The organism is Micromonospora sp. LOL_015, assembly GCF_048060275.1.
Taxonomy (GTDB): Bacteria; Actinomycetota; Actinomycetes; order Mycobacteriales; family Micromonosporaceae; genus Micromonospora_E.
The window spans coordinates 78,825-92,302 of sequence record NZ_JBHMIO010000023.1; the positions used below are offsets into that span (position 1 = coordinate 78,825).

Annotated in this window: 13 protein-coding genes; 11 read left to right on the plus strand and 2 right to left on the minus strand. The window is 70.1% G+C overall.

Annotated elements, in window-relative coordinates:
- Positions 1-188: 188 nt before the first annotated feature.
- Entirely contained in the window at positions 189-317 is a 129-nt protein-coding gene (locus tag ACFHWU_RS18950; RefSeq protein ID WP_416591155.1) for a hypothetical protein, read from the minus strand.
- Between the two features lie 254 nt (positions 318-571).
- Between ACFHWU_RS18950 and ACFHWU_RS18955 the strand changes: the two genes are divergently transcribed.
- The 11 genes from ACFHWU_RS18955 to ACFHWU_RS19005 all read left to right on the plus strand — a co-directional run bounded on the left by ACFHWU_RS18955 (position 572) and on the right by ACFHWU_RS19005 (position 12,322).
- Complete coding sequence (locus ACFHWU_RS18955) at positions 572-1,375, plus strand: helix-turn-helix transcriptional regulator (RefSeq protein ID WP_416591161.1); 804 nt, start codon at positions 572-574, stop codon at positions 1,373-1,375.
- Between the two features lie 44 nt (positions 1,376-1,419).
- On the plus strand, positions 1,420-1,863 hold the full coding sequence (locus ACFHWU_RS18960; protein WP_416591156.1) for a hypothetical protein: 444 nt from the start codon (positions 1,420-1,422) through the stop codon (positions 1,861-1,863).
- Between the two features lie 261 nt (positions 1,864-2,124).
- Complete coding sequence (locus tag ACFHWU_RS18965; protein ID WP_416555424.1) at positions 2,125-3,075, plus strand: alpha/beta hydrolase family protein; 951 nt, start codon at positions 2,125-2,127, stop codon at positions 3,073-3,075.
- 62 nt (positions 3,076-3,137) lie between these two features.
- Entirely contained in the window at positions 3,138-3,479 is a 342-nt protein-coding gene (locus ACFHWU_RS18970; RefSeq protein WP_416555426.1) for a hypothetical protein, read from the plus strand.
- A 320-nt stretch (positions 3,480-3,799) separates the two neighbouring features.
- Complete coding sequence (locus ACFHWU_RS18975; RefSeq protein WP_416555452.1) at positions 3,800-4,876, plus strand: BMP family lipoprotein; 1,077 nt, start codon at positions 3,800-3,802, stop codon at positions 4,874-4,876.
- Positions 4,877-4,958: 82 nt separating this feature from the next.
- On the plus strand, positions 4,959-6,560 hold the full coding sequence (locus ACFHWU_RS18980) for an ABC transporter ATP-binding protein (RefSeq protein WP_416591157.1): 1,602 nt from the start codon (positions 4,959-4,961) through the stop codon (positions 6,558-6,560).
- Positions 6,557-7,912, plus strand: coding sequence for an ABC transporter permease (locus ACFHWU_RS18985; RefSeq protein WP_416591158.1), 1,356 nt, complete (start codon positions 6,557-6,559; stop codon positions 7,910-7,912). The genes ACFHWU_RS18980 and ACFHWU_RS18985 overlap by 4 nt, the downstream gene beginning before the upstream one ends.
- A 5-nt stretch (positions 7,913-7,917) precedes the next feature.
- Positions 7,918-9,195: an ABC transporter permease gene (locus ACFHWU_RS18990; protein WP_416591162.1), complete on the plus strand. Its 1,278-nt coding sequence runs from the start codon at positions 7,918-7,920 to the stop codon at positions 9,193-9,195.
- A 100-nt stretch (positions 9,196-9,295) separates the two neighbouring features.
- Positions 9,296-10,105, plus strand: coding sequence for a cytidine deaminase (locus ACFHWU_RS18995; protein ID WP_416555432.1), 810 nt, complete (start codon positions 9,296-9,298; stop codon positions 10,103-10,105).
- 121 nt (positions 10,106-10,226) lie between these two features.
- Positions 10,227-11,519 carry a thymidine phosphorylase gene (locus ACFHWU_RS19000; RefSeq protein ID WP_416591163.1) on the plus strand — a complete coding sequence of 431 codons (1,293 nt, stop codon included), beginning with the start codon at positions 10,227-10,229 and terminating at the stop codon, positions 11,517-11,519.
- Positions 11,520-11,641: 122 nt separating this feature from the next.
- Entirely contained in the window at positions 11,642-12,322 is a 681-nt protein-coding gene (locus ACFHWU_RS19005) for a DUF4272 domain-containing protein (protein ID WP_416555434.1), read from the plus strand.
- 11 nt (positions 12,323-12,333) lie between these two features.
- Here the strand turns inward: ACFHWU_RS19005 and ACFHWU_RS19010 are convergent, their stop codons facing one another.
- A complete protein-coding gene (locus ACFHWU_RS19010) occupies positions 12,334-13,281 on the minus strand; it encodes a putative RNA methyltransferase (protein WP_416591159.1) in 948 nt (315 codons plus the stop codon).
- Positions 13,282-13,478 lie beyond the last annotated feature (197 nt).

Genomic DNA, 13,478 nt, shown 5'->3' on the forward strand with positions numbered 1-13,478 from the left:
ATCCGCTGGCGTCCAACCCCGTCGTGCCCCGAGCTGCGACAGGCGCAGGAGAGCCTACTGAACTGCGCAAACGTCCCTGGCGGGGCGAGCGAGATCCCGCCGTGCGCGGGCCGTAGCGCTGTCAACTCGCATTTGGTGTCAGCTCCGCGTGAAAACTGACCAAGTGGTTCCGGCTGAAACGGGACCGGTCAGCCGGGAAGCCTGTCCAGGAATCCGGAGATCGTCGCGATCCGGCCGTCTGAGCCGACCTTGATCACGTCGAATCCGATCGCCAAGTAGATGACGTTTTCCTGGCAGAGATCGCGAATCCGTTGCATGCGCGCCTCGGTGTCCTGCTCGTTCCAGATCTCGAGTCAGTGATCTCTCAATGTCTCGTTAGCTGAACCGAAAGGGTACTGGGAGTCGGTATTCGATGTCCAGTTGGAAATTGGGGCAGCGCGACTCCGACGGCCGTGCTGCGGACCAGCGTCACCTACCTGTACGGCGTCGGCGATCACCTACCTGTTCGAAAGACTTTACCTGTCAGATAATCGACACGATGTAGTCGCAGGTGCATAATTGGCTGATGTCCATCGCGATGACCAGGCCGGCCGTTGGTGAGCTGTTGCGGGACTGGCGTCGGCGCCGGCGGCTCAGTCAGCTCGAACTCGCCATCAAGGCAGACATCTCCACCCGTCATCTGAGCTTCCTGGAGACCGGCAGGTCGGCCCCAAGCCGGGAGATGGTGCTCCAACTCGCTGATCAGCTTGATCTGTCGCTGCGCGAGCGCAACAGATTGCTGATGGCGGCCGGCTACGCGCCGGTCTACCCGGAGACTCCGTTGGGCGAGCCGTCGATGTCGGCGATCCGGGCTGCGGTCCGCCAGGTGCTGACCGGCCACGAGCCTTACCCGGCGGTCGTCGTGGACCGGGGCTGGAATCTGATCGAGGCGAATACCAGCCTCGGCGTGTTGACCGACCTCGTCTCGCCGTCACTGCTCGCTCCACCGGCGAATGTTCTGCGGGCAAGCCTTCACCCGGAGGGGCTGGCACCACACATCGTCAACCTTGGGCAGTGGCGGGCCCATCTGCTCCACCGGCTGCGTCGACAGGTGGAGGCCAGCGGCGACCCGATGCTGGTTGAGCTGGAGGAGGAGTTGTCCGGTTATCCGGGCGACGACTCCGATGGGGAACCGATCCTGGTGGACAACATCGTCGCTCCACTGCGGGTTCGGCGCGGCGGGCGTGTACTGAGTATGTTCACGACGGTCGCGACGTTTGGCACCCCGCTGGACATCACGGTAGCGGAACTGTCGATTGAATCGTTCTACCCAGCTGACGAAGTTACTGCGCGGCAGTTGCGGGACGTACCTGGTTTCGCGCTATCGACTAGCTGACGTTCGGTGTCTACTTATCTCATAGGTAATCGACAGCGCGACCGTTGAGCTGGCAGGGTCATCTCATGACTACTCCTGCTGCCGCGGCACGCGGCTCCGTTGCAGACGGCGCATCCGACAAGTTCCTCCGACTCGCGTTGAAGCTGGATGCCGTGGTTACCGGCATGAACGGACTGGCGTACCTTGTGGCGGCCAGCATGCTCGGCGATCTCTTCGACCTGTCCACGGGATTTCTCCGGGGCATCGGGGTCTTCCTGCTCGTCTTCGGTGTCGTTGTCTGGCTCGTCGGCGGCCGCTCGACGATCAGCGCCAGCGCCGCAGCTACGGTGGTGGCCGTCAATGTGATCTGGGTGTCGGCAAGTCTGGTGGTGGCGGCTGCCGGGATCGGTGATCCTTCCACAATCGCCCGAGTCTGGATCGTCATGCAGGCAGCGGTCGTCGGCCTGTTCGCCCTGCTGCAGGTCATCGGGCTGCGTAGACAGTCCTGACCGACCGCGACGTCGGCCCGGCGCCTGAGCCACGAGGTCTCCGCTCCACGCATCGCCGGGGTGTCCACGCAGGCACCCGACGCCGACCTGTCGATCACGCGGTTGGCTGCACGGTTGGCTGTTCGTGCCGAGGTGTCCATCCGTTCGGCCAACCCACGAACTGCTGGTGTCCGATCGCCGTACTTCGAGTTGCGACAGGTGCGGGATAGCCTATTGACCTGCGTAAACGTTCCTGTCGCGACGAGGGAGGACATCAGGATCGTGACAGGACAGACAGCATCGACGGCGACCTACCGGTCGCCGCGCGGGCGGCGCCGCCGTCCGGTCGACCGTCCGGGCTGGCTCCGGCTGCGGAACCTCTTCGTCGGCGGCGCGGCGGCGGCGGCGATCTCCGCCGGCGTCGTACTAGCGCCGACCGCGCAGGCGGCGGAGAGCCCGTTCGAGCGGGGACCGGCGCCGTCGGCGGCCAGCATCGCGGCGGCCAACGGTCCGTTCGACATCGACGATACGGTGGTACGCCGTTCCCAGGCCTCGGGATTCGGGGGTGGGACCATCTTCTTCCCGACGTCGACCACGGAGGGCACCTTCGGCGGTGTGGTGATCGCACCCGGCTTCACCGCCAGGCAGTCGTCGATGGCGTGGCTGGCGCCGAGGCTGGCGTCGCAGGGCTTCGTGGTGTTCAACATCGACACGAACCGGACGACCGACCAGCCGGCCAGTCGGGGCCGGCAGATGCTCGCCGCGCTGGACTTCCTCACTCAGGAAAGTCCGGTGCGGGACCGGGTCGACGCTGACCGGTTGGCGGTGATCGGACACTCGATGGGTGGGGGAGGAGCCCTGGAAGCGGCGGACGCCCGGCCGGAACTGCGGGCAGCCATCCCGTTGACCCCGTGGAACCTGACCAAGAACTGGTCCGACCTGCAGGTGCCGACGATGATCATCGGAGCAGAGCGGGACGGCATCGCTTCGGTACGGCGCCACTCGGAACAGTTCCACGCGAGCTTCCCGGCCGACCTCGAGTCGGCGTACCTGGAGCTGCGGGGTGCCAGCCACTTCGCGCCCAACATCCCGAACGCCACAATCGCCTCGTCCAGTGTCGCCTGGTTGAAGCGGTTCGTCGACGACGACCTGAGGTACGAGCAGTTCCTCTGCCCACCGCCGGCCGACGACCGCGCCTTCTCCGAGTACATCGACAGCTGCCCGCTGCTTTGAGGGGGTAGGACGTGCCGGACCCGGGGGCGGCCGGGCGTGGCACGGTGCGCGAGGATGAGCAGGTGGAAGCTTTCAGACTCGTCCTGCTCTATGCCCACCTGATCGGGTTCGCATTGCTGCTCGGTGGCGCCACCGTCCAGTGGTTCAGCGGCCGCATCCGGATCAACCCGGCGATGCTCTGGGGCGCGGTGATCCAGGTCGTCACCGGGATCGGGTTGTCCGCGCCGCTGCGCGACGGCGACGAACCGGCCCCGGCGAAACTCGTTACCAAACTGGTGCTCGGGCTCGCCATCCTGGCGATGGTCTTCTTCTCCCGTAAGCGCGAATCGGTCAACAAGGGGCATTTCCTGGCGATCATCGTGCTGACGTTGGTCAACGCCGCCGTCGCCGTCTTCTGGCGCTGACATCACGCCACCGTACGGCGACCGACCGTGCCGTCACCTGCCCAGGTCACGACCGGGTGAACCGCCGGCGACCCGCTGCCGCCCCTTATAGGGTCGGCGGCGGGAGCGATCCTGCGGATCCGCAGGTGATCTCCCGCGCGGGAGAGTTACGCGAGGGTAACGGCGGCTCAACAGTCGTGCACGATTGTCGGCCGGTGGACGGGACCGCGCGTACGCTCCCGTCCAAAGTATGTCCGGTCCGACCGGCCGGGTGGGGACTCGATGCCGCGACAGTCTGCGGTGTGCAATGGAAGGAGACCGTCTTGCGCGCTACGCGTGGGATGCGGATCGTCTCGATGTTCGCGGCGGGTGGGCTGGCGCTCACCGCTGCCGCGTGTGGCGAGGCACCCGATAACGAAGGCACGGACGGCACCGGGGGCGAGGCCACCGAGGCGTACAAGGCGTGCATGGTGACCGACGTCGGCGGAATCGACGACCGGTCCTTCAACGCCTCGGCCTGGGCCGGCATCGAGGCGGCGCAGAGCGAGAACGACGCGGTCGACGGGGACTACGTCGCCTCCAGCGCCGAGGCCGACTACGAGCCGAACCTGACCGGCTACGTCACCGGGGACTGCGACTTCATCCTCGCCGTCGGCGGCCTGATGCGCGACGCGACCATCGCGGTCGCCGAAGCCAACCCGGACCAGCAGTTCGGCATCGTCGACGCCACGACCGACCTGGCCAACGTCTATCCGATGCAGTTCGACACCGCCCAGGCCGCGTTCCTCGCCGGCTACCTGGCGGCCGGCTTCTCCGAGAGCGGCATCGTCGGCACCTACGGCGGCCTGCCGATCCCGCCGGTGACCATCTTCATGGACGGCTTCGTCGACGGCGTCGCCCACTACAACCAGGCCAAGAGCGCCGACGTGCAGGTGCTCGGCTGGGACAAGGCGACCCAGAACGGCTCGTTCACCAACGACTTCGTCAAGCAGGACGAGGGCAAGAAGGTCGGCGACAGCCTGGTCGCCCAGGGCGCCGACGTGATCATGCCGGTCGCCGGTGGCGCCGGGCTGGGTACCGCCGCCGCCGCGCAGGCCGCCGGTGGCGCGTACAGCGTGATCTGGGTCGACGTCGACGGCTGCGAGAGCGCCGAGCAGTACTGCGACACCTTCCTGACCACCGTGGTCAAGAACATCCCGGACGCGGTGAAGCAGGCCGTGCTGGCCGGCGCGAACGGCGACGAGCTCAGCGCCGACCCGGGCTACCTGGGGAACCTGGAGAACAACGGCGTCTCGCTGGCCCCGTACAACGAGTTCGACGACCGCGTCTCCGACGAGCTGAAGGCCGAGGTCGAGCAGCTCAAAGCGGACATCATCGCCGGCACCATCGAGGTCACCTCCGACGCGCAGCCGGAGTAACCGGCGGCCGGCGTGCGCGGGGCTGCCCCGGCACGCCCCGCGAGCGACACCCCGCCCCTGTCACCGGGGTCCGTAGACCCCGGTGACAGGGGCGGCTCAGCCATCGACCCTCCGGGCACCCGCCGGTGGCCCGGAGTCTCCCCGGGAGGCTCCGCTGAGACTCGAACTGCGCGGCATCACCAAACGCTTCGGCGACCTGGTCGCCAACGACCACATCGACCTGACCGTCGAGCCCGGCGAGATCCACGCCCTACTGGGCGAGAACGGCGCCGGCAAGTCGACCCTGATGAACGTCCTCTACGGGCTGCTGCAACCGGACGAGGGCGAGATCCTGGTGGACGGCACCCCGATCAAGATCCGCAGCCCACGGGACGCCATCACCGCCGGCATCGGCATGGTGCACCAGCATTTCATGCTGGTGCCGGTGCTCACCGTGGCGGAGAACGTCATGCTCGGCGCCGAACGCACCCGGGGCGGGCTGCTCGGCTTCCTCGACCAGCGCCGGGCCCGCGCCGAGGTGGTCGACGTCTCCAACCGGTACGGCCTGGCGGTCGAGCCGGACGCGGTGATCGAGGACCTGCCGGTCGGCATCCAGCAGCGGGTGGAGATCGTCAAGGCGCTGACCCGCGACGTCGACCTGCTGATCCTCGACGAGCCGACCGCCGTGCTCACCCCACAGGAGACCGAGGAACTGCTCACCGTCATGCGGTCGCTGAAGGCGGCCGGCAAGTCGATCGTCTTCATCACCCACAAGCTCGGCGAGGTGAGGGCGATCGCCGACCGGATCACGGTGATCCGGCGAGGCCGTACCGTCGCCACCGCCGAACCGACCGCCAGCCGCGACGAGTTGGCCGCGCTGATGGTCGGCCGCAGCGTCAGCCTCACCGTGGACAAGACCCCGGCGCAGCCGGGGGAGCCGGTGCTCGAAGTGGCCGGCCTGGTCGTCGACGACGAGCGCGGCGTACGGGTGGTCGACGGGGTCGACCTGACCGTACGGGCCGGCGAGGTGCTCGGCATCGCCGGAGTGCAGGGCAACGGCCAGACCGAACTCGTCGAGGCGATCATGGGTCTGCTGCCGACCGCGGCCGGCACGGTCACCCTCAACGGCGAGCGGATCGACGGCTGGAGCGCCAAACGGGTGCTCCGTGCCGGAGTCGGCTATGTGCCGGAGGACCGCAGCGTCGACGGCGTGGTCAAAGAGTTCTCCGTCGCCGAGAACCTGGTGCTCGACCTGTACGACCAGCCGCCGTTCGGCTCCGGTCTGGTGCTGCGGCCGGCAGCCATCGCCGCCTCCGCAACCGAGCGGATCGCCCAGTTCGACATCCGTACGTCGTCCGGTCAGGCGGCGGTCGGCACCCTGTCCGGCGGCAACCAGCAGAAAGTGATCGTGGCCCGGGAGCTGAGCCGGCCGCTGAAGCTGTTCATCGCCGCCCAGCCGACCCGGGGCGTCGACGTCGGCTCCATCGAGTTCATCCACGGCCGGATCATCGACGAACGCGACGCCGGCACCGGCGTCCTGGTCGTCTCCAGCGAGTTGGACGAGGTGATCGGGCTGGCCGACCGGATCGCGGTGATGTACAGCGGCCGGATCATCGCCGTGGTCGGACCGGACACCCCACGGGAACAGATCGGCCTGCTGATGGCCGGGGTCACCGGCGGGACCGAGCAAGAAGGGACGCAATGAGCAGCGACAACGGCTCGTCGGCCGGTTCGCCGGACAAGCCGCCCGCCGAAGCCGAGCCGGCGGCCGCCGCGCACGCCGCCGCGCAGGCCGAGGCCGAGCCGTCCGCCGGCACCGGCCCGCCCGCCCCCGACGGCGACTCCCTCGGCCAGCGCTTCCTGCACAATCTGTGGGCCGCCAACACCGTCACCGTGACGGTGCTCGCGCTGCTGCTGGCCGTCGTCATCGGCGGGGTACTGATGATCGTCTCCGACCCGGAGGTGCTCGCCACCTACACCTACTTCTTCGCCCGCCCGGGCGACGCGCTGTCCGCCAGCTGGACCCTGGTCAGCGAGGCGTACGCCAACCTGTTCAAGGGCTCGGTGATCGACCCTTCGGCGGTGCGGTCCTTCGTCGCCGGCGACACCGAGTGGCCGACGGTGTTCCGGCCGATCTCCGAGACGCTGACCTACACCGCGCCGCTGGTCTTCACCGGGCTGTCGGTGGCGTTGGCGTTCCGGGGCGGCCTGTTCAACATCGGCGCCCAGGGGCAGGCGATCATCGGCGTCGTGGTGGCCGCGCTGGCCGGCTTCCTGCTGCCGCTGCCGCTGGTGCTGCACGTGGTCGTCGCGGTGCTGGCCGGGGCGCTCGGCGGCGCGCTGTGGGGCTTCTTCCCCGGCTTTCTCAAGGCCCGCACCGGCGCCCACGAGGTGATCACCACGATCATGCTCAACTACGTGGCGCTGTACTTCCTCACCTGGATCATCGTGCAGCCCGGGGTGCAGAACCCGGACCGGCCGGACGCGATCAGCCGGCCGGTGGACACCACCGCCCAACTGCCCCGGCTGCTCGGCGACGGGCTGCGGGTGCACGCCGGCATCCTGCTGGCAGTCGCCGTCACCGCCGCCGTCGCCTGGCTGCTCAACCGGTCCGCGTTCGGCTTCGAACTGCGCGCCGTCGGCGCCAACCCGGATGCCGCGAGGACCGCCGGGATCAGTGTCGCCGGCACCTACGTACTGCTGATGGTGGTCGCCGGCGGGCTGGCCGGGCTGGGTGGCGCCAACATGGTGCTGGGTTCCACGGCGAACGCGTTGACTCCGCTGGTCGCGGCCCAGATCGGCTTCGACGGCATCCTGGTCGCCCTGCTCGGCCGGGTCAAACCGTGGGGTGTCGCGCTGGCGGCGTTGCTGTTCGGGGCGCTGCGGGCCGGCGGCAACGCGATGCAGTCGGGTTCCGGCATCTCACTGGAACTGGTCACCGTGCTCCAGGCGTTGATCGTCATCTTCATCGCCGCCCCCGCCCTGGTGAAGGCGATCTTCCAGCTCCGGGCGGCCCGGTCCGCCCGGTTGCAGACCAGCATGGCGAAGGGCTGGTGACCGCGTTGTCCACCATGATCGCAACTGACGCCCCGGTGGCGGTGACGCAACGGTTCTGGAGCCGTACCCGGATCAGCGGTGCCGTCCTGGTCGCCGCCGGCGTGGTCGCGGCCGCCGTCTTCGGCTCGCTCGCCGCCGAGCAGCAGGCCCGGTTCACGCTCAGCGAGACCGCCGGCGGGGCCGCGCTGCGGATCCCCGGCAACCTGGGCGCGGTGCTGTTCGGCCTGGCGACCCTCGCCGCCGGCGCGCTGCTGCTCAGCCCGTACGGTGCCCGCTGGTTCCGGTGGCTGCTCGGCGTCGGCATCGTCGGCTTCGTGGTCAGCTTCCTCTGCTGGCAGATCTCCACCGCGCCGACCGGGCAGAACTTCATGCCGATGGTCAACATCGTCCGGGGCACCTTCCTGCTGGCGTTGCCGCTGATCTTCGGCTCGTTGGCCGGGGTGCTCTGCGAACGCTCCGGGGTGGTCAACGTGGCCATTGAAGGCCAGCTGCTGATGGGTGCGTTCGCCGGTGCGCTGATCGGCACCATGTCCGGCAACGTCTGGGTCGGGCTGATCGCCGCAGCCTTCGGCGGGGCGTTCATCTCGCTGCTGCTGGCCCTGTTCGCCATCCGCTACCTGGTCGACCAGGTGGTCATCGGCATCGTGCTGAACCTGTTCGCGATCGGTCTGACCGGTTTCCTCTACGAGCGGCTGATGCAGATCGACCAGCCGGCCTACAACCAGCCGCCGCACTTCGGCACCTGGGAGATCCCGCTGCTGTCCGACATCCCGGTGCTCGGGCCGGCGCTGTTCCGCGGCAGCATCTTCCTCTACCTGGCGCTGATCCTGGTCGTGGTGATCAACGTGGCGCTGTTCCGGACCCGGTGGGGGCTGCGGACCCGGTCGGTCGGCGAACACCCGATCGCGGCGGACACCCTCGGCGTACGGGTGCTGGGGCTGCGTTACCGCAACGTGCTGCTGGCCGGCATGGTGGCCGGGATCGGCGGCGGGTCGTACACCCTGCTGCTCTACTCGTTCACCAAGAACATGATCGGCGGCAAGGGCTTCATCGCCCTCGCCGCGATGATCTTCGGCCGGTGGAGCCCGACCGGGGCGCTGCTGGCGTCGCTGTTCTTCGGCTTCGCCGACCAGCTCGGTGCCTACCTGGGGGCGATCAGCAGCGCCATCCCGAGCCAGTTCCTGGCGATGCTGCCGTACCTGGCGACGATCCTGGCGGTAGCCGGACTGGTCGGCCGGGTACGTGCGCCGGCCGCCGACGGCAAGCCCTACATCAAAGCCTGATCAACGCCGGTTACCGTTTACTACTGGCCGGTCAGGTCCGGTCGTACGAACCGGGCCGACCGGCCGGTGGCGGTGGCCGGTGCAGGTGAGGAGGGCAGTCGTGGAGATCGACTGGGTGGAGCTGCGGCGGGCCGCGACCGAGGCGATGCGGCACGCGTACGCGCCGTACTCGAACTTCCCGGTCGGCGCGGCCGGGCTGGTCGACGACGGCCGGGTGGTCGTCGGCTGCAACGTCGAGAACGCCGCGTACGGCGTGGTGCTCTGCGCCGAGTGTGGCGTCGTCTCGTCGCTGCACAGCACCGGCGGTGGCCGGCTGGTGGCGTTGTCCTGCGTTGGCGGGGATGGCCAGCCGCTGATGCCGTGCGGGCGCTGCCGCCAGCTGCTGTGGGAGCACGGTGGGCCGGAGTGCCAGGTCGAGGCGCTGCCGGCGCCGTTGACCGTGGCGGAGCTGCTGCCGCACGCGTTTGGCCCGGCGGACCTCGCGGCCGCCGCGCTCGCCCCAGGCGGCGGCGTCGGCCGGGGCGCCGGTCGTGGCGCGGCGGAGCGGGACCGGGTCGGCCCCGAGCACGTCGGGCGGGCCGACGCCGCCGGGCGCCCGGTGGTGGCGCCGGACACCGCGGTGCCGGCCCGGCTGGCCAAGTGGCGGGGCCGGGGCACCGTCTTCGTACACCCCGATTCGGCCGGCGGCGAGCTGGTCTGGACCGGCTACTGGGAACGGTCCGAATCCACCGGCGAGGCGGCCGGCTCGGGCATCCTGGAGGAGGCGCCGAGCTGGCCGTCTGCCGAGTCGGTGGTGGCCTGGGGCCGGGCGCGCACCCACCGGGTGGTGGTGGTCGACGCCGACGGCGGGGTCTCCTGGGCCGGCGAAGGCGACCCGCCGACCGAGGTGAGCACCCGCTGGACCGGCTGATCGAGCGCGGTAGCACCGCAAGCACCCGGCAGCCGATTTCCTACCCCGCCCTCTCCGGCGTCGCCCGCGACCCTGGAACCATCGTGAAGGTATGACCGATTTGTCTAGTTACAGCACCAAGATGGCCGGCGTCGTCGACGTGATCCGCACCAAACGCGACGGCGGCCGGCTCAGCGACGCCCAGATCGACTGGACCATCGCCGCGTACACCCGCGGTGAGATCGCCGACGAGCAGATGTCGGCGCTGGCCATGGCGATCCTGCTACGCGGCATGGACACCGCGGAGATCGCCCGGTGGACCGCCGCCATGATCGCCAGCGGCGAGCGGCTCGACCTGTCCGGCGTACCTCGGCCCACCGTCGACAAGCACTCCACCGGCGGCGTCGGCGACAAGATCACCCTGCCGTTGACCCCGCTGGTCGCCGCCTGCGGTGCCGCCGTACCGCAGCTGTCCGGCCGAGGGCTCGGCCACACCGGCGGCACCCTGGACAAGCTGGAGTCGATCCCCGGCTGGCGGGCGGACCTGACCAACGACCGCTTCGTCGACCAGCTGCGCGACGTCGGCGCGGTCATCTGCGCGGCCGGTGACGGCCTCGCCCCGGCCGACCGCAAGCTGTACGCGCTGCGCGACGTCACCGGCACCGTCGAAGCGATCCCGCTGATCGCCAGCTCGATCATGAGCAAGAAGATCGCCGAAGGCACCGGCGCACTGGTCCTCGACGTCAAGGTGGGCAGCGGAGCCTTCATGGCGTCGGTCGCCGACGCCCGGCAGCTCGCCCGCACCATGGTCGACCTGGGTGCCGCACACGGCGTCCGTACTGTCGCCCTGCTTACCGACATGTCCACCCCGCTCGGCCGGGCGGTCGGCAACGCGGTCGAGGTGACCGAGGCGGTCGAGGTGCTCGCCGGCGGTGGGCCGGCCGATGTCGTGGAACTCACCCTCGCGCTGGCCCGCGAAATGCTCGACGCCGCCGGCCTGCCCGACGCCGACCCGGCCGCCGCGCTGCGCGACGGCCGGGCGATGGACACCTGGCGGGCGATGATCGACGCCCAGGGCGGGAACCCGCACGCCCCGCTACCGGTCGCCGCCGAAACCGAACTGGTCCGCGCCGACCGGGACGGTTACGTCGCCGCGGTCGACGCCCGCGCGATCGGGGTGGCCGCCTGGCGGCTCGGTGCCGGCCGGGCCCGCAAGGAGGATCCGGTCAGCGCCACTGCCGGGGTGATCCTGCACCGCCGGCCGGGGGAGCCGGTCCGGGCCGGTGACCCCCTCGTCGAGCTGCGCGCCGACGACCCTGACCGGATCGCCGACGTGCTGCCGGCCCTCTCCGGTGGGTTCGGCCCGACGGATCCCGTTCAGCTCACCGACGCGCCATCGACGACCACCCAGCTGGTCGTCGACCGGATCGCCTGATCCGCTAGGACCGGCGTACCGATACCCCTTGTCGTGGTACCCGTGACACAGAGCGGATATCCTGCCTCGCCGGGGGTCCGTTCAGGAGAGAAGCCGACGCCGACTAGCAGGGAACGAAGGCTGTGACCGTACTCGCTCCTGACCCCCGGGCCATTCGCGCGGAGAGTCTCGACGAGCTGCGCCGGCTCCGCCTACCGTTGCCTCCGGCCGGCTTTCCGCTGGTCTGGGAGCCGGGCGACGGGGTCGAGCTGCGGCCCACCCCGGAGATCGAGGCCCGCACCGCGATCCTGCATCTGGTGCTGGCCCGCTGCTTCGGGATGCCACCGCAGGCGGCGATGAGCTGGCTGCTCAACTCGCATCTGGTCGAGCTGGTCACCCCGCCGGAGTGGCAGTTCGTCATCGGGGGGCGCGGCGACCACCGCTCGTTCGTCCTGCACCACGACGCGATCTTCGCGTTGGCCTGGGTGCTGGGGCTGACCCGGCATCTCGACCCGGTCGCGGTCTCCGACGACCGGCTGATGGCGTTGCTGCCGAACCTGGCGGCCGGCGAGACCTTCGCCCAATGGCGCTCCCGGACCCTCGTCGCCCCCCGCGACGCGGCCGAGGCCGCTGTACTGCTCGACTTCTACTACTGCCTGGACTGGGGCTACCTGGAAGCGGAACGGCGGGGCGACCCGTTGCCCGGGGTGGTGGACGCCAACGCCATCGGGCAACGGCGGTGGGCCCTGGAATGGGCGGTCGTTCTCCGTGGCCCGTACCACGACGCACCGCCCGGCTGGGAAGAGGTCGACCTGTCGACCTGACCGGTCCTCAGTCAGCTGCCCGGCCGGCAGCGGTAGGTCGCCAGTTGGACGGCGGCGGTGACGGTGACCGGTTCTGGCAGCGCGGCGATCGCCGAGGCCAGGTCGGCCGGGTCGGTGTGCCGGGCGCTCGGTCCCATCCGTACCAGCGCGGTGACGTCGCGGTGCGACAAGCGCAGCCGTCGGCGCAGGACGTGCAGCGCGACCCGGTCGAAGTGGTGCCGTAGCGCCGCGCCGGTACGGTCGTCCTTCGCCGGGTCCACCCGGAGCAACCCGAGGGGGCCGATCACCTCGGCGAGATGGTCGGGCAGCGGGGTGACCACGACCAGCGCGCCGCGTGGCCGCAGGATCCGGGCGAACTCCCCGCCGTTGCGCGGAGCGAACACGTTCAGCACCAATTCGGCGCAGGCGTCGGCGACGGGCAACGGTCGCCAGGTGTCGCAGCGGACCGCGGCGGCCGACGGATGGGCGCGGGCGGCCCGGCGTACCGCCGCCTTGGACAGGTCCAGGGCGAGTCCGACGGCGCCGGGCAGCGCGTCGAGCACCGCCGCGAGGTAGGCCCCGGTCCCGGCGCCGGCATCGACCACGATCGGCCCGGCCCGGTCGTCCGGAGTCGGCCTGCCCGCGCCCCGGTTGTCGGGGGCTCGGTTGTCGGGGGCCGGGCTGCCCACCGCCTCGACCAGCCCCGTGGCGACCACGTCGAAATGTCCGGTTTGAAGGAACTCGTCGCGGGCGGCGACCATCTCGGCGGAGTCGCCGGCGTGCCGGGCCCGGCCGGTCACCAGGTCCACGTAGCCCTGCCGGGCCACGTCGAAGCTGTGTCCAGCCGGGCAGCGCAGCGCCCGGACAGCGCCGTCGGCGTTGCCGTTGGTGCCGCCCGCGCGGGGGACGCCGCCGTCATGGGCGGCGAGCGGCGCGCGGCAGACCGGGCAACGCAGGTACGGCAGTACGTCGGTGAGCATCGTAGACATCCTGCCTGGCTGGTGACCGGCACCCGCGCCGGCATCGGCAATACCCGTGTCCCGTGCCGGAGTGCGACGTTGAAACCTACTACCCTCCACCCATGGTGGCTGTTTCGTTGGCGGAGATCGTTCGGGTGCCGAAGGTGCTGCTGCATGACCATCTGGATGGTGGTTTGCGGCCGGCGACGGTGGTGGAG